The sequence below is a fragment of the Providencia rettgeri genome (assembly GCF_001874625.1).
Lineage (GTDB): Bacteria > Pseudomonadota > Gammaproteobacteria > Enterobacterales > Enterobacteriaceae > Providencia > Providencia huashanensis.
Genome location: NZ_CP017671.1, coordinates 3,608,790 through 3,632,042, shown reverse-complemented (window position 1 = coordinate 3,632,042; position 23,253 = coordinate 3,608,790). Strand labels below are relative to the sequence as shown.

Annotated in this window: 10 protein-coding genes; 8 read left to right on the top strand and 2 right to left on the bottom strand. The window is 36.3% G+C overall.

Features of this window, described 5'->3' with window-relative positions; translation table 11 throughout:
• Positions 1-12: 12 nt before the first annotated feature.
• Positions 13-2,244, top strand: a complete 2,232-nt coding sequence (relA, locus tag RB151_RS16875) for a GTP diphosphokinase (protein ID WP_042848182.1) — start codon at positions 13-15, stop codon at positions 2,242-2,244.
• A 60-nt stretch (positions 2,245-2,304) separates the two neighbouring features.
• On the opposite strand, the gene RB151_RS16870 is transcribed toward relA, so the two are convergent.
• Entirely contained in the window at positions 2,305-2,934 is a 630-nt protein-coding gene (locus RB151_RS16870; RefSeq protein ID WP_042848180.1) for a hypothetical protein, read from the bottom strand.
• A 362-nt stretch (positions 2,935-3,296) separates the two neighbouring features.
• Here RB151_RS16870 and mazG point away from each other — a divergent pair, with 362 nt between their 5' ends.
• From mazG to RB151_RS16840, 6 genes are all read left to right on the top strand, one after another.
• A complete protein-coding gene (gene mazG, locus RB151_RS16865) occupies positions 3,297-4,091 on the top strand; it encodes a nucleoside triphosphate pyrophosphohydrolase (protein WP_042848178.1) in 795 nt (264 codons plus the stop codon).
• Between the two features lie 569 nt (positions 4,092-4,660).
• Positions 4,661-6,298 carry a glutamine hydrolyzing CTP synthase gene (gene pyrG / locus RB151_RS16860; RefSeq protein ID WP_042848176.1) on the top strand — a complete coding sequence of 546 codons (1,638 nt, stop codon included), beginning with the start codon at positions 4,661-4,663 and terminating at the stop codon, positions 6,296-6,298.
• Positions 6,299-6,363: 65 nt separating this feature from the next.
• Positions 6,364-7,665, top strand: coding sequence for a phosphopyruvate hydratase (gene eno / locus RB151_RS16855; protein ID WP_042848174.1), 1,302 nt, complete (start codon positions 6,364-6,366; stop codon positions 7,663-7,665).
• A 230-nt stretch (positions 7,666-7,895) separates the two neighbouring features.
• Positions 7,896-8,807, top strand: a complete 912-nt coding sequence (locus tag RB151_RS16850) for a hypothetical protein (protein WP_071548532.1) — start codon at positions 7,896-7,898, stop codon at positions 8,805-8,807.
• A 66-nt stretch (positions 8,808-8,873) separates the two neighbouring features.
• Positions 8,874-13,850, top strand: coding sequence for a TcdA/TcdB pore-forming domain-containing protein (locus tag RB151_RS16845; RefSeq protein ID WP_071548531.1), 4,977 nt, complete (start codon positions 8,874-8,876; stop codon positions 13,848-13,850).
• Between the two features lie 299 nt (positions 13,851-14,149).
• Positions 14,150-15,535 (top strand): SLC13 family permease, encoded by a 1,386-nt coding sequence (locus RB151_RS16840; protein ID WP_042848171.1) that lies wholly within the window; start codon positions 14,150-14,152, stop codon positions 15,533-15,535.
• A gap of 75 nt (positions 15,536-15,610) precedes the next feature.
• On the opposite strand, the gene RB151_RS16835 is transcribed toward RB151_RS16840, so the two are convergent.
• The gene (locus RB151_RS16835; protein WP_042848169.1) at positions 15,611-16,549 is read right to left on the bottom strand and encodes a filamentous hemagglutinin N-terminal domain-containing protein; all 939 of its coding nucleotides are present in this window, start codon (positions 16,547-16,549) and stop codon (positions 15,611-15,613) included.
• A gap of 606 nt (positions 16,550-17,155) precedes the next feature.
• On the opposite strand from RB151_RS16835, the gene RB151_RS16830 reads away from it, so the two are divergent.
• Positions 17,156-23,194 carry a TcdA/TcdB pore-forming domain-containing protein gene (locus RB151_RS16830; RefSeq protein WP_158516035.1) on the top strand — a complete coding sequence of 2,013 codons (6,039 nt, stop codon included), beginning with the start codon at positions 17,156-17,158 and terminating at the stop codon, positions 23,192-23,194.
• Positions 23,195-23,253: the final 59 nt, after the last annotated feature.

The window sequence follows — 23,253 nt, the reverse complement described above, 5'->3', positions numbered from 1 at the left end:
TAGGGAGAATATATGGTTGCAGTAAGAAGTGCACATCTTACCCCAGCAGGTGAGTTTGCCCCAGAAAATTGGGTTAATGGTTTAGGTTTGGGCAATAAGCAATCAGAAGAAAAGCTCATCCATACCTGGCAATACTGTCATGACAAATTAGCTGGACAAGAAAAAGCGCCTTTATTGCTATGGCGCGGCATTGAAATGACCGAGATACTCTCTACATTGAGTATGGATATCGGTAGCTTACAAGCAGCTTTGCTTTTCCCTTTAGTCGAAGAAGGGGAGCTAAAAGAGCAAGATGTGATTGATGAGTTTGGTAATTCTATTAACGAACTTGTTAAGGGCGTGTTGGAAATGGACGCAATTCGCCAGCTCAAAGCCACGCAGTCGAGTGAAACAAGCTCGATACAAGTGGATAATATCCGTCGTATGTTACTGTCGATGGTAGAGGATTTCCGCTGTGTTGTCATAAAATTAGCTGAACGCATCGCACATTTACGTGAGGTAAAAGATGCAACAGAAGATGAGCGCGTATTAGCCGCTAAAGAATGTTCAAATATCTATGCGCCTTTAGCAAATCGTTTGGGGATAGGCCAGCTAAAATGGGAACTAGAAGATTTTTGTTTCCGTTATTTGCACCCTGATGAGTATAAAAAAATTGCTAAATTACTCCATGAGCGCCGTATCGATCGTGAAGAATACATTGATAACTTCGTAGGGACATTACGAAAGTATATGTTAAAAGAGAGTATTCAAGCTGATATCTACGGTCGCCCTAAGCATATTTACAGTATCTGGCGCAAAATGAAGAAAAAATCTTTAGCGTTTGATGAACTGTTCGATGTGCGTGCAGTGCGTATTGTCGTCGAACGCTTGCAAGATTGTTATGCTGCTCTAGGGATTGTACACACCCACTTTCGTCATTTGCCGGATGAGTTTGACGATTATGTGGCGAATCCAAAACCAAATGGTTATCAATCGATTCATACGGTGGTACTTGGGCCAAATGGTAAAACCCTTGAAATTCAAATACGAACTCGTCAAATGCATGAAGATGCAGAGTTAGGGGTTGCAGCGCACTGGAAGTATAAAGAAGGCGCAACGGGTGTTGGCAAGGGCAGTAGCTATGAAAACCGCATTGCATGGCTGCGTAAGTTAATTGCATGGCAAGAAGAAATGGCCGATTCTGGTGAAATGCTGGATGAGGTGCGTAGCCAAGTATTTGATGACCGAGTCTATGTCTTTACACCTAAAGGTGATGTCGTTGATTTGCCAACGGGTTCGACGCCACTTGATTTTGCATATCATATCCACAGTGATGTGGGTCACCGTTGTATAGGGGCTAAGATTGGTGGTCGCATCGTGCCATTTAGTTACCAACTACAAATGGGGGATCAAATTGAAATTATTACGCAAAAGCATCCAAATCCTAGTCGTGACTGGTTAAACCCTAACCTTGGCTATGTTACCACTAGCCGTGGACGAGCGAAAATACAAAACTGGTTCCGTAAGCAAGATAGAGACAAAAATATCCTTGCGGGTCGCCAAATATTGGATAGCGAGTTATCTCACCTCGATATTAGTCTTAGAGAAGCAGAAAAGCTGTTGATAGCGCGGTATAACGTTCATTCATTAGATGAAGTTTTAGCGGGTATTGGTGGTGGTGATATTCGTATCAACCAATTAGTTAACTTCCTACAAAGTAAGTTTAATAAGGCGACAGCAGAAGAAGAAGACCGTGCAGCGATGAAGACGCTGGAAAGTAAGTCTTCAGTTCCAAGGGCACCATCTCATGGAAGTGGTCGTGTGGTCGTCGAAGGGGTGGGTAACCTGATGCACCATATTGCGCGTTGTTGCCAGCCAATCCCGGGTGATGAAATTGTCGGTTTTATTACCAAAGGGCGAGGGATTTCCATTCACAGTGCGGATTGTGAACAGTTGGCTGAATTGCAAAGCCATGCCCCTGAGCGTGTTATTGATGCCGTATGGGGGGAAAACTATTCAAGTGGTTATTCTTTAGTCGTCAGGGTAGTCGCAAACGATCGTAGTGGGTTATTACGCGATATTACGACAATTTTAGCGAACGAAAAAGTTAATGTCCTTGGTGTCAGTAGTCGTAGTGATGTTAAACAGCAACTAGCGACAATAGATATGACAATTGAGCTTTATAACATTGAGGTACTAAGCAGGGTACTCGCAAAATTAAATCAGTTACCTGATGTGATAGAAGCAAAACGCCATTCATCATAGGTTGTCGTCAGATATTGAGCCGCAGCGTTGTTGGCTGCGGTCTTTTACTTTAGCCAAATACTATTTTTTTGCGTGAGCAGGGTAATACTTATGAACACTCGCGATCATCGTTTTTTCTTGTGGTGTATTGTGGTCAATGACCGAAAGTAGAGGGTCAACATTGGGATTAGATAAATATTCAGAGGTATCATTACCTCTTAGCACACCTCCATCCCCATATCCTATGACTTCTCTGTTTAATTCATTTGCAAATGATTGATAGACACCATTAGTAACACCAAAGCATGATAGGACATGCAGTGGTTTTTGGGAAACCGTAAGGTCAACATTGTGAACTGATTTTATATGAGATATCGCCTCTTTTACCGTTAAGTATTTTCTATTGGCCGTATTATTCGAATACATTGAAACTTGTCCATTAGGAGTTCCGTGTATGGTTAAAGCCTCTTCCTTCATTCCTTTAAAATCACTGATATAACCGATTTTAAAGTAGATATCTGATCGAGTACTTTTCTCAAAGCTAAAGGCTTTGCAAGTTTCATACCCTTTACCAACTCCTTTCGGATGAAGGTTGATTGAAGAGTTGCTAATTAATTTTACTTTTTTTGAAAACAAAGATTTAAGGCGATTTTTTGGTGTGATATCCGTTGTGTTTAATTCACTGACTGGATACGTAATTTTATTAAACATGCTATTAGCTCTTTAATGTTTTTCTTACCATACTTATTTTTTGGGCAGTATTTTTCATAAATGAAGGTAAAAATGTCGAATTTGTTTTTTTATCGTCATTGATAGTTGATGAAGGGGAGATAGCTTATTGAATTCCCATATTATACTCGTCATACTTCAAGTTGCATGGAACGGGCATTCAGGTAACTGCATTACGCATTGGTGTATGCCTATCAGACTATTTTTGTTTGTCGTCTACATGCAATTTGCATTAATTAAAATATAAAACTGCCATTGTAAAAATCGTTTCAGTTGGTTCTATCTTGTAATCAGTCAGTGATAAAAACCAACGCGTACAAAATCAAAGAAAAAAGGGAATAAAAATGAGTCAGGCCAATCCTCAGATAGAACGCTTATTGTCTATTATGGCACAGCTACGCGACCCTCAAAGCGGTTGTCCATGGGATAAAGTACAGACGTTTAAAACTATCGCACCATACACACTTGAAGAAACTTATGAAGTGTTAGATGCAATAGAGCGCGAAGATTTTGCTGACTTAAAAAGTGAATTAGGGGACTTATTATTTCAGGTGGTTTTCTATGCACAAATGGCGAATGAAAAGTCATTGTTTGATTTTAATGATGTCTGCCAAGCCGTGAGTGATAAGCTTGAGCACCGCCATCCCCATATCTTTGATGCCGATAATACGCTGAGCAGTACAGAGGTGATTGACGGGTGGGAAAAACGTAAATCGAAAGAGAGAGCTGAGAAATCCCAGTTTTCTGTACTGGATGATATTCCAAGCTCATTACCCGCGCTGATGAAAGCGTATAAAATTCAAAAACGATGTGCATCAGTGGGTTTCGATTGGGATACACTGGGTCCTGTAGTTGGTAAAGTTCATGAAGAATTAGAAGAGGTTATGGAGGAAGCAACTCAGGTTGTTGTCGATGAAACGCGCCTTGAAGAAGAAATTGGTGATTTATTATTTGCCACAGTAAATTTATCTCGCCATTTGGGGCATAAACCTGAAATAGCGCTACAAAAAGCATGCAACAAATTTGAATCTCGTTTTCGTCAAATTGAAAAATGTTTAGCTGAAAGTGGTAAATCTACAGAAAGTGCTACACTTGAGGAGATGGAAGCGCTCTGGCTGCAGGTTAAAAGCCAAGAATAAAATGTCTCGTCATATTTCGCACTACAGCGTTGTTGGCTGCGTTCGGCTACACAGGTCACATACTTATGTATGCTCCCCGAGATATCCTCTCTTGCTGCCTAGCTGTAATGCGAACTATTTAGAGCCATTATATGTAAGTATTGAAACTATCTGTCGTTTTAAGATTTGGATATTGTTGGTTTATTCTAAAAGTAATTTATTCAACATTCCCAAACAAAGCTTCAAAAACAATGAATAACGTGGCATTTTTGGGCGTTAAATAGCGGGTGATAGAGTAAATAGTTATTCAAAATCAAAGTTAGTGCAGAATCGCATTTTTTACGCCATATAATCAGCTGAAAGGATTTAGCTTTTGCCTTTAAACTGTGTTAATCTATAAAAACAGACATAGATGACTACTTTTAAAGCGATAAATAATTTTCGTTTTTAACTTGCTGATAATATTAGAGTATTGATGAAATTTAGCCTTATTATGCTTAGAACATTTGTAGCGAAATTAAGGTTCGGGTATACTGTTTTCCCGTCCTGTTATATCCATCATCTTTTAAACCTAAACTTTCAGGTTCAGCATGAAAACTAATTATATTTTTGTGACCGGCGGGGTCGTATCCTCTCTGGGTAAAGGCATTGCCGCAGCCTCTTTGGCGGCTATACTCGAAGCCCGTGGACTCAATGTGACGATTATGAAACTGGACCCCTACATCAACGTAGATCCAGGTACAATGAGCCCTACCCAACACGGGGAAGTTTTCGTTACAGAAGACGGCGCTGAAACTGACTTAGATTTAGGTCATTATGAGCGTTTTATCCGTACCAAAATGACACGTCGCAATAACTTTACGACTGGGCGTGTTTATTCCGAAGTTCTGCGCAAAGAGCGCCGTGGTGATTACTTAGGTGCGACAATTCAAGTTATCCCGCATATCACTAATGAAATCAAAGACCGAATTATCCGTGGTGGTGAAGGCCATGATGTCGTTCTTGTCGAGATTGGTGGTACTGTTGGTGATATTGAATCATTGCCATTCTTAGAAGCTATTCGTCAAATGGCGGCAGAAGTAGGTCGTGAGCGTACTTTATACTTACACTTAACTTTAGTGCCATACCTTGCAGCAGCGGGTGAAGTGAAAACTAAGCCAACGCAGCATTCTGTGAAAGAGTTACTATCAATTGGAATTCAGCCTGACGTATTAATTTGTCGTTCAGACCGTGTTATCCCTGCGAATGAGCGTGCAAAAATTGCGTTATTCTGTAATGTACCAGAAAAAGCGGTTATTTCCTTAAAAGACGTTGATTCTATTTATAAAATCCCAGCATTGTTAAAATCACAAGGTTTGGATGAATATATTTGTAACCGTTTCCGTATCGAATGCCCAGAAGCGAATTTATCTGAATGGGAACAAGTTATTTACGAAGAAGCTAATCCTGCAGGTGAAGTCACTATTGGGATGGTAGGTAAATATGTTGAGTTACCAGATGCATATAAGTCAGTTATTGAAGCACTAAAACACGGTGGTTTGAAAAACCGTTTAACAGTGAACATTAAATTAATTGATTCACAAGATATTGAAACTCGTGGTGTTGAATTACTAAAAGGCTTGGATGCTATTTTAGTTCCAGGTGGTTTTGGTGAACGTGGCATTGAAGGGAAAATTCTGACGGCAAAATATGCACGTGAAAATAACATCCCTTATTTAGGTATTTGTTTGGGAATGCAAGTTGCGTTGATTGAATTTGCTCGTAACGTTGCCAATATGGAAGATGCAAACTCAACAGAATTTAAAGCAGATTGTAAATACCCAGTTGTTGCGTTGATTACAGAATGGCGTGACGAAGAGGGTAACCTTGAAGTTCGCTCTGAGGAGAGTGACCTTGGGGGTACCATGCGAGTAGGCGGTCAGCCATGTCACTTAGTGAATGGTAGCTTAGTGCGTGATATGTATGGTTCAGAAACCATTATTGAACGCCACCGCCATCGTTACGAAGTAAATAATTTACTGTTGAAACGCATTGAAAATGCAGGCTTGAAAATTGCAGGTCGTTCAGTAGATAACAAATTGGTGGAAATTATTGAAAATCCAAATCATCCATGGTTTGTGGCATGTCAGTTCCATCCTGAATTTACTTCTACTCCAAGAGATGGTCACCCATTGTTTGCAGGTTTTGTTAAAGCCGCTGGTAAGTACCAGAAAGGTGAGTTGAAATAAGATATGGGGAAGTCGGTGCAGGTGTGCCAGCTTCCCGAAATTTAACTTGTACTGAGGAAAACCTAATGTCCAAAATTGTTAAAGTGATCGGCCGTGAAATCATTGACTCTCGTGGTAACCCAACTGTAGAAGCTGAAGTTCATTTAGAAGGCGGCTTTGTTGGTTTAGCAGCTGCACCATCAGGTGCATCTACAGGTTCTCGTGAAGCACTGGAACTGCGTGACGGTGATAAAGCACGTTTTCTGGGTAAAGGTGTTCTGAAAGCAGTTGCCGCTGTAAATGGCCCAATCGCAGAAGCCCTAACTGGTAAAGATGCAAAAGATCAAGCCAATATCGACCAAATCATGATTGACCTTGATGGCACAGAAAACAAATCTAAATTTGGTGCAAACGCAATTCTGGCTGTTTCTTTAGCAAGCGCAAAAGCAGCAGCAGCAGCAAAAGGCATGCCTCTGTATGAGCATATCTCTGATCTGAATGGTACTCATGGTCAATATTCTATGCCTTTACCTATGATGAACATCATCAATGGTGGTGAGCATGCAGATAACAACGTTGATATCCAAGAATTTATGATCCAGCCTGTTGGTGCACCAACACTGAAAGAAGCGGTTCGTATGGGTTCTGAAATCTTCCATCACTTAGCTAAAGTACTTAAATCTAAAGGTATGAATACAGCAGTTGGTGATGAAGGTGGTTATGCTCCTAACTTGGAATCAAACGCAGCAGCTTTAGCCGCAATTAAAGAAGCCGTTGAACAAGCTGGTTATGTATTAGGTAAAGACGTTACTCTAGCGATGGACTGTGCAGCATCTGAGTTCTATAACGCAGAAACGGGTAACTACGAGTTAAAAGGTGAAGGCAAAACCTTTACTTCACAAGAGTTTACTCACTATTTAGAAGAACTGACTAAACAGTATCCAATCGTTTCTATCGAAGACGGCCTGAACGAATCTGACTGGGACGGTTTCGCATACCAAACTAAAGTACTTGGTGACAAAATCCAATTGGTTGGTGACGACCTATTTGTAACGAACACTAAGATCTTAAAAGAAGGTATTGATAAAGGTATTGCTAACTCTATTCTGATCAAATTCAACCAAATCGGTTCGTTAACTGAAACTTTGGCTGCAATTAAAATGGCGAAAGATGCCGGTTATACTGCGGTTATTTCTCACCGTTCAGGTGAAACTGAAGATGCAACTATTGCAGATTTAGCTGTAGGTACAGCAGCAGGCCAAATCAAAACCGGTTCTATGAGCCGCTCTGACCGTGTTGCTAAATACAACCAGCTGATTCGTATTGAAGAAGCATTAGGCAAAAATGCGCCATTCAATGGCCTGAAAGAAGTGAAAGGCCAAGCTTAATTTAGTTTGACCTCAATAATATTATTACATGGGAAGCTTAGGCTTCCCTTTTTTATCTACTATTCATAGATAATAAATTTAAATAATTAATATATTATTTTCTACCAGCTGAATTAGTTCTTATTTTAGTTCTATTACCTAATGAGTTATTGCTTAAATTTTTTATAACTAATAGTGTTTAACTGTTTTTATATTAATTTTAACCTGTATTCAATAGGGATGGGTATTTAATGATTGTAATAAATGATGCGCAAAAAAAAATAGGAAAAGAACTAATTAAAAGCAATGATATTAATTTAATTACGTCTAATTTTATCGAGTTTACTCAAAGAAATGCCATTAATACTGATAGTATAACACATTTTGAGCAGCCATTTACAGAAGGTCGAATACAATTCATTAAGGTTGCGGATGGCGCTTATAGTATGGAATATGCCAGTGGTTCTGACGTACTTAGGGATGGAGAAAGTATTGAAAGTTATTTTTTAGGGTGTAACAGAATAAACGATAATAATAAGCGACCTATTTATATAGACATCCCTAAAAATGCAAAAGAAATAAAGTTTTTATTTACAGGGACGCTTTCAGGTCACTCAATAATAGTAACTGACTTAAATTCAGAGAGTTATCGGGTTTATCAAGATAGGCGAACTAATAGTTCTATCCTCTATGATAATGTCGTTATGGCTATTGACTATAATGACTATAGAGTAGAAGGGAGTCACGGAGGAATTGCCGCAGCATATATGCAATATATTAACGGTAAATGGCAACTTTTATTACAAAAGCAAAAATATAAAATAGAGGGCAATATTGCTATCCCTATTTTTCGAGATGAAAACAAACCATTAGATAGCTATCATGCAAGTGTTAATTTTCTATCATACAAAAAGCGAAAATTTATAGAATATAGGGGTAGGTTACACAAGAGAATATTGAATTTAGCAAAGCTATATAATGTTCCTACAAATGATATAAATAAAGGTAATTTTGAATTTGACGATTTTTCATTAGATAACTTAGCATCTAATCCTTGGGTGGTAATAATAAACAATATAAGCAATAAAATTAAGTCGGACTCAATCTTACTTAAACAGCTTTTAAAAAAATGGGAATCTGAATTAAAACATTTAGAATCATAAAGTCTTAACAAGGTAAAAGAAAGAAATAGAATTAATGTTTTAAAAACAAAAACAGCCAAAAATAGAATGTATTTATTATTTATAAAAGAACAATATGAATCGCTTCTTTTAGAAACTAGGGATGCGGAGCGGAGTTGGCTATGGTATCAAGTCAAAGAAAAAAAAGGGATGGATTGGGTAATTGAACGTAAGTCAATTAAACGACGAAATATCGAGTCTGATCTTTTAATTACAAACCGTTATCATAACTTGGTTTATATCCACAAAAACTCAGCTAATATAAAATTTAAAATAGATTTTAATAATGGGATGCAAAAATTTAGTGAGATTAGCATAGCTTTAGTTAGGGATGATATGACATCTCTACAAATGAAAGAAATATATGTAAATCAAAATTTAACTGCATTAAATAGAGGGGCGTTATATAAAAAAATAGAAGAGTCTGAGCATAAAGAATATATCGATAATATATTAAATAAAACGGAAAAAATTAGCGAGCTTTTTTATTTAAATGGTAGTATAACAAATCGCCTTGCACCACAAGATTTCTATTTGATGCTAGCTGATGATACATCTAATGGGCGGTGTTATCCATTAGTTAGAGCCATGTCAGTTGCATTATCAAACCGAGGAACAAAGGGCGCTAATTTATTAATTGATAGGTTATTTTTTGCTTCAGCAACCCCCAACGAAACGGATTCTGTTTTGTTTAAATCAGCATTAGCTAAATTACATTCTAATATTAGTGCAGTAGAGGCTTCAATTCCCCATGGATATATGGACTTAAATGACATAAAAAATTTATTAACTTTAAAAGAAAAAAACATGATGTTTGCAGTAAATACAAGAACACATTCCATGTTGATTGGTAAAACAGTTACGGATGGTTATACACTATATTATTTTTATGACCCTAACTTTGGGTTATTCTCTTTTGATAAAAGCAAATCTCTTTTTTCTGCGGTAAATAAGTTTATGATAGATAACCAAATGGCGAAGTATTATTCTGCCTTTGGTACAGATAGTACGCCTACTTTTTCAGTGCTGACAATTGTCAATGATGATATGGCATTAGTTCCTGTTGGTAATTATTTAAATGTTGACAATTTAAGTGATGTAGAGTCTCTCAGTACAGCTTCAGAGCGCCAACAATCGGTTGTTCAACTAATTGAACGACAGGATATAGTCGAAGTAGATATTCAGTTAAAAACATCACTTACTATTTTAGATGCACAGCAGTGGGGGAAATCACTAAGTAAATCGATAGAAAAAATATCATCTGAACATCGGTTAGGGAAAAGTTGGCTTCCTTTATTTTCAAATATCGAGGAAATTGAAGATAACCACTATCGGATTCAATTCATTAATAAAGATGATCCACAATCAACCTATTGGGCTGAAACAACAGACAGCTCATTAATGGCATTTAAAAATTACTATGAAAAAAATATGCTGGCATTTGAGCAATATTATTATATTAATGAAAATAAAGTGGTTCCAAAAGGGGGGGATATCAATACAGTACCTATTGAAGGCTTAAATGCGGGAATAGCAATACAATCTATAATTCAATGGGCTGAAAATAGAACGAAAAAGTTGAGTGAAGATAACGAGAACTCCTCTAATTTATCATTAGCACTTAAATTGCATAGCTATGTTAACTATACGATGACGGCTCATGGGACAATGACCGATGCAGTGAAAATAACGGAATTAGTTAAAACAGTATTAATCGAAGAATCCGATACATCGGCGATGGTAATTAGTGATTTTTCTTTTTCTTTAGCTAATGTAGCAAATGAAGGTGTAGGGCTAATTTTTAATGGTGCAGTTGTTGGCTTTGATATTTATGAACTAGAACATGCAGAAAATGAATCTCAAAAAGTGGTGTTTGGTACTCAATTATCTTTTGATTCAGTAGGGCTAATTGCAGGGGCTGGTAGTGCGGGGGCAGGTTTTTTAGGTGCAGCGAGTACCTCGATGGCTTTGGGAGATGCGAGTGTTATATTCGCAGGGCTTGGCATTGGGTTTGCGGGGCTAGCACGTAATTTTGCTATTATAGGTGATAATGCAAAAGCAGTTGGTCGTTATTTTTATGCTCTTGATCAAGCTTATAAAGGTAATGGATATGATTATTTAAGTGACAAAAAAGCGTTAGTGCCTCGTTTTGGTGCGGTATTTAGAAAAATTGATTTAAGGTCGAAGCAAATTGAGTTTGATAGCCAATATATTTATCGAACCAGTTCAGTATCAGCCGGTGGTGGAAGGCGAAATTATATTTTTTGGGGTGGCAATTTCCCTACAATGGTAATTGATAAAGATAAGGCGATTAATATTCGTGATGGGATAGGCTATCAAAATAAGGTACATAAATTAGAGACCGAAAATGTAGAAGCGCTAATTTTGCCAGTCATACCTAAGTCGTATATTAAATATAATTATAACTTATGGCCAGGAGCAACAATGCGCCATGATTGCGGTTTTGATGTGATTAGGCGCCTAGAAAATGAAGATAACTTTGATTATGATTTTTATATATTCCCGAGTGAGAATACAATTACACAAATTTACCATGAATATGTTGATACATCAATTGAAGTTAGGTTAGATAAAAAATATAGGTATTTATTTGTTCCAAAATTAGCCAAGGAATGGCATGGATATATAAAATATGAAATCCAAGGTGGTGGGGGTGAATATCAAATAAGCATACAAGAAGGCGTTAAAATTAAGTTAATGGATGATGATGGGAAGGCATCTCGTTGGGTGATAAATACAGAGCAACTGAATAACCCAAGCATTAAGGTTCTGGAAAATGGCCTGAATATCGGTGGTGTTGAAATAGAAATTTCATCTTATTTAAATAAAGATAATATTTTTGTATTAGATAAAAATAATGAGTTGAGCAAAGTAAATTTTGAAGCATTAACAGTGAGTGTTGTCAGTGAAGATGCGAGTCAATGGGTAAATAGTCAGCAAACGCTTGTTAGTCATCTTAGGCAATTATCTCATGAAAATAAATTATATGAAAAATATATAGTTATAGAAAATTATAAACACAATGAGATAAACGTCGGGCGTGCTTTTTTTGAAATGGATAAAGAACGATTTATATTCATTAATTCAGAAAAATATAGAAATAATAATATGGTTCTTGGAACGGCACTTGACGAAGTGGCATATTTTTATGTATTAAAAAGTAATGTAATGTTGGGGGTTGATATTAGCTCCGGAGATATTCTGTCTGAGTATAAAATGACCTATCCGGAAACTGCTTCAATTGAAATTATTGATATATGGCAAGAGGATGAAAGTATTTATATTTCATGTGAAATAATGGTAAAAGGTAATTTAGTTAAAACTACTCACTTATTTTATAATAATAAAATACAATTGTTGAGTATTACCATTGATGTGATATCACAAGAAAACCCCTCTGAATTATTTGATAAGATATCATCAAATAAAACGGTGTCTTTTTTAGCTGAACATATGGTAGGTATTACAGACAATGGTCGGGTATCAAACTCTACTACTTCTGAATTAGCAAAAGTAGTTATGATATCAGAAGAAAGTGAAGGTAAGGTATCACAGCGTTATTGGTATTTTATAGAAAATGATAAAATAATAATTCCTAATTATAATTCTATAAGAGAAAGAGGTGGTTTATCATTAAATCCGACTAAAGAAGATACATCTCTACTTTCTAATTTATTTTTAGTGGGGGGCTTGTTAGATGAAAAAGGAAATGAAGTATTTTATTTTTATAATGATAAGAATAAAATAATCTATCGCCAAGAAAGTTTTGAAAAACAAAATTTAAACTCAACGTCATCAGTTATGGAGAGTATTGAGATACCTGATTTAAAAAATGTTATTCTTTGGAAAAAAAGTATTTTAGCCATAGATGTTTATGGAATAGTCTATCAAATAAATGCAGATGGGAAATCACATCAAGTCGCACTTAATACTTTTTGGTTTGAGCAACACCCTTTTTGGTGGGATAGTTTGAATGAATTATTCAGTGACTTGCCTATACTGACATTATTCGGTATTAAATCGTCAAATGGTAAGGATACGGTACCTGCATGGTATGTAGATAACAAAGTTGTTATCGCCCAAGAATTGTTAACAGGAAACACACTAAAATTATTAGGTAGAAATAAGGACGACTCCGGTGTACTTATTTTTGATATAGTTAGTCGTAAAATTTACATACAAAAGTACGCAACTCCTGAGCAGTTAAGAGACTCGTTTGGTTCCGGTTACCAAATTAAGGAGGTTTCTAGCTTGCCTTCTATTATTGAATTACATCCTAATACTAAGTTTAAAAGTGTCAAAAGAGTCAATTCAGGGGTGCTTCTTTTTACAGAAAATGATGAAATACTTTATCATGATGTAATTTTAAATGGTGAGGATAAACCTAGCCCTGTGGGGACATCATTAATTATCCAAGCAAAAAAAGAGAATGGAATACTTATTCCTCCAGTCATTTCTAATGTTAAAAATTTAGTATTGAGCGGAGGTGAGGGACTAGGTAGGTATGTATTAATCAGATCTGTTTGGCGGCACTATAAGGTAATTGTTATTGATAATTACGCAAATGACTCTTTAATAGATACAATCTCTTTGCCTGTTGATGATTTAGATTCTTTACTAGTAAATCAGTACAATGATGATCTGCTTTTAACTGACCCCAGTACGGGGACAATATTAATGTTACGCCAAGTTTTCGGAGAACAATCTCAAACTCATAAACATTTACAGATAAACTGTATTAATAAGTTTGCTTCGTACAACGTGGATGAACTGATTCAGAAAGCATCATTTGAAAGTCGATTGAGTACTGAAGTTAGTTTAAGAAAAAAGCTTGAGAGTGCCCCTTATAAAGGGGAGTTTAGTGATCTTAGTATATCTAGGTTAACTGAAGTGATGGCGCCTTTTAGCAGTGAGAAATCATTTTTAACCAGTGACGCAACAAATCAACATCTTCAAAAACATACATCTGAACAGGTTTTTTCTTTATTTAATGAAAAACAGTAATTGTTAATTATGGATTAAAATACAGCCAGTGTTGTTAGGCTGGCTGACATAAGATGCTAAGCTTAGCGAGGCTTGTTTCTATCGGGGACTTAGGGCAGCATATCTAAGCTACTTTAATCGATAAAGTCGATTATTTATTGTCATTACAATGAAAAAATAGCTAAATTACACAACATAGATCGCAATTTTGGAGTATCCACATTTTCATCCTAATAAATTAACTCTATATTTCACTTCTCGTAAATAAATATTAACAATAAAACTCGAAACTGAATTTGCTTCCGAGCTATGGAGTTTACATGGATGCTTCTGAATCTTTAACACCAGCAGTAGGGCCTGGTCCATCAAACAAGCGGGGTTGGATAATCTTAGCGGTTGATATCGTACTATTGCTGTTACTGTTGAAATACTTGCCATTTGATGACAAAGCTAATGCAGGCCTCGCTATGATGGTCTTTATTGGCGTGCTTTGGTTGACCGAAGCTATTCACGTTACAATCACTGCTTTATGTATTCCAATTCTCGCTGTAGTGCTTGGGTTAATGAATACAGGTGATGCGCTGAAATCTTTTGCGAACCCAATTATCTTTTTATTTTTTGGTGGGTTTGCATTAGCAACAGCATTGCACATTCAAGGTCTTGACAGGCTAATTGCTAATCGTTTACTGATGGCAGCTCGCGGTCGCTTGTCTGTTGCTGTTTTATTATTATTTGGCGTTACAGCTTTACTGTCGATGTGGATCAGTAACACTGCAACTGCTGCTATGATGCTACCGTTAGTGTTGGGTATTTTATCTAACCTAGATGTTCGCCATGAACGTAACACTTTTGTATTTGTATTATTGGGTGTTGCGTATAGTGCCAGTATTGGTGGTTTGGGAACCATTGTTGGTAGCCCACCTAATGCGATCGCAGCTGCTGCATTAGGGTTAGATTTCTTATCATGGATGAAATACGGTATTCCTATCATGGTGGTATTACTGCCAATGATGTTTGTATTGATGTATATGATGCTGCGTCCTAATCTTAAACACCGTTTTGAAATTGAATTAGAACACGTGGAATGGAATGGTAAACGCATAACAACAATGGTTATTTTCTTATTAGCTGTTGTATGTTGGATCACCAGTACATTTATCAGTGATGCATTCGGTGGTGTTAAAGACTTAGATACTATTATTGCAGTCAGTGCCGCGATCCTAATTGGTATTTCTGGCGTAGCTAGTTGGGCGCAAATTCAAAAGAATACTGAATGGGGCGTGCTAATGTTATTTGGTGGAGGTTTGACCCTGAGCGCAATTTTAAGCTCTTCAGGTGCGAGCCGCATCATGGCAGATTGGATGCAATTAACATTTGGCCAAAGTCACTGGTTTGTGATTATTATCGCCGTCACAGCCTTTATCATCATTTTAACCGAATTTACCAGTAATACAGCGAGTGCGGCATTATTAGTGCCTATTTTTGCGACAGTTGCTGAGGCATTAGGTATGCCAGTTATTGTATTAACAATGATCATTGGTATTGGTGCATCTTGTGCATTTATGTTACCAGTTGCGACACCACCAAATGCGATTGTGTTCGGTTCTGGCTATATTAGGCAAATCGAAATGGTGCGGGTTGGGGCAGTGTTGAACGTTGCTTGTATCATAGTGATTTCACTGTTTGCATGGTTCGTTTGGATGTAACTTAAGCCCAAATTTGAATTAACACACGGCCTCTTATTCGGAGGCCGTTTTGTTTGTTACTTCGTAAGATTGGTATTACTGGGGTGGCTGAGCGATGAGTATTTGTTGGTTTTTACCTATCTTTATAGCACCTTTATCTGAAAGCATAATATCACCGTCTCCACGTACTGAAAGACTCATTGCACTGATAAGGCCTTTAATATCAATTTTATTTTGTGGGCAAAGGAAGTTATCTTGGCATTGGTACTGATGGCTCTCAAGTGTAATATTTCTCCCAGTTAATTTTGCTTGTTCGTCCAGTTCAAATTGATTTCCTTGGATGTAAGGAATGTCTGTTTTAAACTTTGAGCTATATTTAATGACTGCTTCACTAGGTGACAGTGTACCGATACCGGATGCACTAATATAATTTTGTATAGCTGCATTGATATTGAGAGTGTTTTGTAGCTTTATTTGGTCAGCGAATACATTTATTTTTGACAATAATATAGGGTTACCTTGTTGTTGAGTAATGGTGACAAGGCTATCTGGCTGGGTTGAAAACTTTAGTTGGCTGTAGTCCTCTAATTTTTTTGGTTCAAGTTGGTTATCTTTTTCTTTATTTTTGATATATTGCCTTTCAAACTTTCCTGCTACTAATGACAAACTATTTATATTATTAGTTATGCCATTCTTCCATGAAATACCATTTGGGTTTGCGATAACTAGGTTAGCCCGTTGGCCTTTTATGCCTAAAACTCCTTGTAATTGGCTTTCTTCATTTCCTGTTACTTCAGCAAATATAAGCTTGGCAGCTTTATTATTAAGATTGCTATTGCTGTTTATATCATTGTTAAAAACTAAACCGTCTTCATTGGAAGATAAACTCTCAAAAGTATTGAATGAAATATGGTTTTTAAGTGGAGCTTCAATGTTAATGACTTTTGCTTTATCGATGTTGGGAGGGGTTGAGTTAGAAATAAAAGGTAGAAATAAACTTAGATATGTGGCGGTTTTTACAATTATTAATTTCATATATAACTTCCTTGCTATTATAATGACTCCTGAACAGTGTTGATTATACTTAAAAGTAAGGTTTTTAAAATAACAAAAAAAACACCATTATAATAAAAAATATCAGTTATTTCCCATGGTGACTGTATGGGGTTTATTTGTTTATTTTTGTTTTTTAGTTAAATTATTTAAATTTATAGTGTTAATTAATAAATGATTATTTAATTAATAGATTATTACATCAAAGGAATGATATAAATGTTGAATGATAAATATAGTTTGCTAGATTTTTTAATTATAAAAAAACATTTTGGGATTAAGCTAATATATGTAGGGAATGTATTAGCGCAGAAAATAATGCAAGTTAGCCCCGAATTAATAGCTCAAGTATTTCGGGATAGATCTTTAAAAACGGGCCTTTTGGGGCGAAGGATACAAACAAAAAATGGTCTTGCAAGCCATGATATTCAGCAATTAGCCACAGACCCATTATCCTTTATTAGACTGAATGCCATTAGTGGCGATAACATGACAAAAATGGGGAAGCTTCCTCCACACGGCCGTGCTCAATTAGTCAAGCTAGCACCAAACAGTTATGCAGCTGAATATCTGTATGAGCCTTCAAGAATGGACCCTAAATTAGCCGTTGAAGCCTATTTTTTAGGCTATAATGGGGCTAATCAGTCAATTAAAACACCTGCTTATGTTGATATACCTATACAAGCAACTGAAAATAGCTTTTTATTTACAGGGTCTTTGACAGGGTGCTCTGTTATTGTCACAAAGTTAAACGAGACAACATACCGTGTTTATCATGATGGCCGAGTAAACAGTTCAGTATTATATGATAACGTAGTAATGGCATTTGATTTTAAAGACTATCAAATATCTGGCACTGAAGAAGGGCTTGCCGTTGCTTATATGCAGTTTAATCATGGTGGGTGGCAATTATTACTACAACGCCAAGAATATGAAGTCATTAATGGCACTCCTACCCCTATATTGCGTAGAAATAGTGCCTCGATTAGTGCTTTATACCCAAATGAGCGGCTTTCTCATGATGTTTTAGATAAATTTAACCTTCATCGTAATGAAATACATAAAAAATTAAAACAAATTGCAAGTGAATTTGGTATTGATACTGATAATATTTTAGATGGCGTGTATTTTGAAGGGGAGTTTTCATTACAGCATCCTGCTATTACGCCTTGGTTAAATTTACGTGATGAGATAAAAATTCAAATTGCTAAAAATATTAATATACTAAATAATAAAATAGAAGAAATAAATTTAGAATTGACAGCGTTAAATAGAAAAGAAACACATAGTAATGAGGATTCGATTAGAATTGCACAATTTAAAAAATCTATTGAGGAACATAAGATTACACGTGGATACTATAGGCAGAAGTATGGTTCTATTTTGGCAGAAGCATTAGTCGTTGAACGCAATTGGTTATGGTTACAAATAAAAAAACAACATGGGGAATCTTCAATTATTCAAATGGAAGACCCGAGTATCCAGAGTGGAATTAATTTTAAAACCCAGCCAATTGAAAAGCTTTATGAGCTGGTGTTATATAATGACATAGTAAAATATAATGTTAAATTTAATGAGGGTATTGAACAATATGATCAGATAGTTATTGATGGTTTTAATGATGATATGTCATCATTAGAAATGAAAGAGTTATATATTAAGAGTGAATTAAGTATTGAAAAGAGGGGGGCTTTATACCAACATATAATTAGAAAGGAGAAAGCAGAGTTTGAAAGTAATATTTTAAGCTTCACTTTGAAATCTAATTCATTGTTTCGAGACGCGGGGGGGATTGACCAACGAATTGCTCCCCAAGATTTTTACTTGCCTTTAATGGGGGATAATTCGGGGGGGCGTTGTTATCCTTTAGTTAGGACGATGTCTGTTGCATTAAAGTCAGAGGGGATGATAGGTGCAAATAAATTTCTTAATAAAATGTTTTTTGCAGCAGCATCACCTGAAGATAAAAACTCAATTTTATTAAAATTTGCACTGGAGAATCTCCATTTAAATATAGAGGCGACTCAGGCATCAATAGTTCTTGGTACATTTGAATTAAATAAGGTAAAAGAAATTCTGGTTGATTCTAAAGGATCAAATATGTATGCACTTAATAGTGTTACACACTCGATGCTATTAGGGAAAACGATAATTAATGATGAAACAAATTATTATTTTTATGATCCTAACTTTGGTATTTATGCTTTTGATGATCCTGATAAATTATTTTCTGCTTTGAATAAATTTATGTTTGAAAATAACATGGCTCAGCACTATTCGGTCGTCGGTGGTCAATTTGAAATGGTATCAATTGACACAGAGCAAATGTCTGATGTTCAAATTGGTAGCCGTTTAACTGTTGCCGATTTAGTTCAGTCGGATGATTTAACGGAGTCTATTCACCAAAGCGAGGAGGTAGCAGAGATAATTGCTCGTCAAGACTTAATCGCAAGAGACAAGCAAATACAGGCTTCCTTAGCCATTTTAGAGTCAGAGCGGTTGGGAGAACGCCTTGAATCGGCTCTTTATGAAGTGATTAATAAACATCAATTAGATGAAAAGTGGTTACCCGTTTTTGAAAATGTTGAGAAATTGAGCGATGACCGATACCGCATTCAATTTATTCACCAAGACGTAGAAGCAAAAACACGGTGGATTGAAACAGAAAACGCAACATTTTTTGAATTTAAAGAATATTTTCATAAACAGATAGCAATACTAAAGAAAAATTATTCTTTTAATGGTAAGGAGTTACAAAGAAAAAGTGGTATTGGGGAAGCGGAACATGTAGATGGCCTCAATATAGCAATGGGTATACAAGCAATAATTCAATGGTCTGCAAATCGAAATCGCAAGGCAGCGGCTTCTTCGGAACAGCCATCAAATCTAGAAACAGCATTACGTATTCATACTTACATTAGTTATTCAATGATGGCACATGGGGTGATCAATGATGCTGCTAAAGTAGGGAAAATAGCTTACTCATTGTGGCGAGAAGGAAGCGTAGCGGCTAAAACAATGATGAACAACTTTTCTTTATCGCTAGTACGTATGGCAAATGAAGGGCTTGGTATTCTTTTCCAAGGAGCAATGGTTGTATTTGATATTTATGAGTTAGCTAATGCACAAAATGAAGCACAAAGAGCCGTGTTCGGAACGCAATTGGCTTTTGACTCAGCGTCACTCGGAGCTGGTCTTGTCGGTATAGGTGCCTCTATACTCGGTGCTGAAACCGTCGCAGGTATTACTGGGCCATTATCTGTACCGATTATGGGGGTAGGGGTTGGTTTTACTGCTTTAATCAATATTAATGAACGCCACGCACAAAAAGCAACTGCTGTTGGTCTGGAATTTACGGCTTATCAGCAAAGTTACCAGAGTGCGGCAATAGCTTATGATGATGAAAAAAAACTTTTAATCCCAACTTATGGAGTAGTAATAGAAGAAATTAACTTTCAAAGAGGTTTTTTTAAACTGGGGAGTCAATATATCTACCGTGGTGAAAACATGACATGGACTATTCCGCATTGTTGTATGAGTGATTTTCAGTCAGCGCCACGAGCAGATATTGATAGAAAGAATGCCATTAATATTAGGGAAGCGGTTGGCGTTGTAGATAATCAGGTCAGCTTTGATGGGGGACAGTCTCATATTATTGTGTTGCCCGTCGTTCCGCAATCTTATATTCGTTATAACTACAGTGTTCTTTTCGGGGGAACAGTACGTGATGATAATGGCTTTTCAATATTGCGGAAAATGGAGGAAGACTACCAATTTTATTTTGATTTTCTCTATTGTAGTGCCGAGTACATAATCTCAGAATTAGTGCATGAGTATGTCAATACTAAAATCCAAGTTACGCTTAACACTGAAAATAAACATTTGGTTGTTCCACTAATGCCTGAACCATGGCGAGGTCATATAGAACATGTTGTTAAAGGGAATGGCGGGGAATATCAAATTACAGTTAACCATGGTGCTTCCTTGCGGCTAATGGAAGACTTAAGCAGTGATAAGCTATCCCAATGGATACTTGATACAAGTCTGATTGATGATGGTAAAGAACTTAACGTTTCATTTTATGATGACCATATTAAAATAAATGGGTTTACGATTGGAATTGATGCTACAGCTAAATCAAGCCTGATAAAAATTATTAATAGTAAGAATGAGCTTAATATAATTAACTTTAGTGCTCAAACAATTGAACCCATTAGTTTAGATGGACACCGATGGAATGTAAAAGGCCAATCTATTGAACAACACCTTAATGAATTAGCGGATAAACATGAGTTACATGGGCAATATGTAGTAGTTAATGGTTATCAGCATAATGGCTTAGATGTTGGGCGTGCTTTTTATGACGTTGCAACAAAACGTATGTTATTTACGAATTCATTATCAGAAGAAAACCAAACAGCAGAATTAATCGGCGTTATTGGTGATGTGGTTTATTTCTATTCGAGAGAAAAAGCGATAGCTTGGCAAGCCAATGTTAAGACCGGCGATATTACCCATAAAATAGAGGCTTCATCAGTTTTAGGTAGTGGAGCAGAAATTGTTCATGCTTCATTAGAATATAATCAATTTAATATTACATTACGTCAAAATTATCTGGGGCAGAAAATAGATAGCACTTATCGAGTGCTTAGAGATAAATTAGAGCTAACAAAGGTATTTAATAATAGAAAGTTAATTAATATGCTTCATAATACCCCGACTATATTATCTCAAGAACAACGTCAAAAACTGTTACAACATGACTACTTAGTTTTTTCTGATGAAGTAATAAACTCTAGTTCAGATTTATACATGCCTATTGAGCCAAATGTTAGGAAAGTCGTCATACTCACAGAACAGGAGCAAAACCACGAAAGGGAACAAGGTTTTACTTATCATCCTGAACATATTGGAAACCCTAGTTCACAGACCGAAACTTCCGTTGGGAAAATCGTAAAGCTAATAGGGACAGACAAAGGTTTTACTTACCGTTATTGGTTACGAAGTGAGAGTGGGACATTAATTAAGTGTAATTTAGCCAGACCTGATAATTATGATAGCCAGCTAAGTTCACAGTTATTACGGCGATATTCCATAACGGCAGAAAAACAAGTCGAAATTGATTTGCTATTAGCTAAACCAGGTATACCACTAAAAACAATTATGGAAAGTTCTCATTTGGGTATATCACAAGAACACTTAATACGAGCTGAGAATTTATTTAAAATTAGTGGAAAGAAAGCAACCTTAGCCAAGGTTTTGGGGGTAGTTCATGATCTCTATGACTTGAGAAGCGACCAGTGGGTATGGCAATCACCTGAAGATTTAATATTGGTTGGTAGACTGTTTAATCAAAGTGGACAGGAAGTATTCTTTTTTTATAGTCGAAAAGAAGATGTAGTTTTTTACCAAGAGGGGCTTGGGCAAGATATTATTGAACCAAATAACCCAACGGCTTTACGTTTAAATTTCCGCCAGATAGAGAACGTTATTAACTGGCAGAATAATATTTTAATTATTCAAGATGATGGCACAGTAAAGCAACTTAATGCTGATGGCACTGCTGATACAGTTGCCCTTAATAAAAATTGGTTTAATAAGTCAATTTTTAAGTGGAGTAATTTCAACCAATTTTCAAATGAAAAACACCCTATTGCGTTATTTGGGTTAAAAGGTGCTGATGGGAAACGTATATTACCTGCATGGTATTTAAAAGGTAAAATTATCATATCACCATCATTTTCATCGGAGAGTGAATTACAAATCATGGGGTTTGATGATGCTAAACAGCAGGGCATAATTTTTGATACAAAATCAAAGAAATTATATCAAGTAAAGGCAATTGACTCTGCTCAATTTGACCGCATTTTTGATCAGAATAGGGTTATGATACACCCTGAGAACCTACCTGAATATATGGATTTATACCCAAACCTCAGCTTTAAGTCCGTAAAAAAAATAGCTGGTGGTTTAATGCTACAAATAGATAGTGATGAAATTATATATCACCCAATTTTGCAGAATAATAAACAGCTAAGTTCATCGTTAATTATAAAAGGAACAAGGGGCGATGATAATTTAAAGTTAGAGGAATTCAGAAATACATTTGTTTTGATTATTAGCTTAGGTGAAGGCTCAGATACGTATAATTTCGAGAAAGCAGATTGGCAGTATTATAAAGCGATTATTATCAATAATTACTCGGCAGATCGGGTTGTTGATCGGCTAGTTCTCCCCATAGAAGCTCAACTGGGGGATATATATGCTAGTCGCCAAGGGGAGGATTTAATCATTACGGACCCAATAAACAATACATCGTTATGTATATATAAAGCTTATAGCTCACAGGCTGACTCCTACCGTCACCTACAAATTCAAATTGGTGAAACTGAACAATTTATTGATATTAGTATTCTTGCTGAACGCCCTCAGGTTCGTCATGGCTTAATGTATTTATCCGCTTATTTTAATGAGCAGCTAAGAATAAATGACGAAATTGCGCTATTAGGGGGATTTACAACTCAAATGGCTGTGGATGATGGAGTCAATACGTTGCAGAAATTAGCCTTAGGGCAAGGGCAACGTTATTCCGATACATTATTATTCGATACAGTGAATCAACATTAAATAGTGATCAGGTTAAAAAAAAGAGCCACGTAAGTGGCTCTTTTTAAGTCTTATAGGTA

Bases quoted from the DNA above. Each gene is read 5' to 3' on its own strand.
- RB151_RS16845 (WP_071548531.1), top strand. From the start codon at position 8,874: ATGTATTTATTATTTATAAAAGAACAATATGAATCGCTTCTTTTAGAA.
- RB151_RS16870 (WP_042848180.1), bottom strand. From the start codon at position 2,934: ATGTTTAATAAAATTACGTATCCAGTCAGTGAATTAAACACAACGGAT.
- mazG (WP_042848178.1), top strand. From the start codon at position 3,297: ATGAGTCAGGCCAATCCTCAGATAGAACGCTTATTGTCTATTATGGCA.
- RB151_RS16840 (WP_042848171.1), top strand. From the start codon at position 14,150: ATGGATGCTTCTGAATCTTTAACACCAGCAGTAGGGCCTGGTCCATCA.
- relA (WP_042848182.1), top strand. From the start codon at position 13: ATGGTTGCAGTAAGAAGTGCACATCTTACCCCAGCAGGTGAGTTTGCC.
- pyrG (WP_042848176.1), top strand. From the start codon at position 4,661: ATGAAAACTAATTATATTTTTGTGACCGGCGGGGTCGTATCCTCTCTG.
- eno (WP_042848174.1), top strand. From the start codon at position 6,364: ATGTCCAAAATTGTTAAAGTGATCGGCCGTGAAATCATTGACTCTCGT.
- RB151_RS16830 (WP_158516035.1), top strand. From the start codon at position 17,156: ATGGACCCTAAATTAGCCGTTGAAGCCTATTTTTTAGGCTATAATGGG.
- RB151_RS16850 (WP_071548532.1), top strand. From the start codon at position 7,896: ATGATTGTAATAAATGATGCGCAAAAAAAAATAGGAAAAGAACTAATT.
- RB151_RS16835 (WP_042848169.1), bottom strand. From the start codon at position 16,549: ATGAAATTAATAATTGTAAAAACCGCCACATATCTAAGTTTATTTCTA.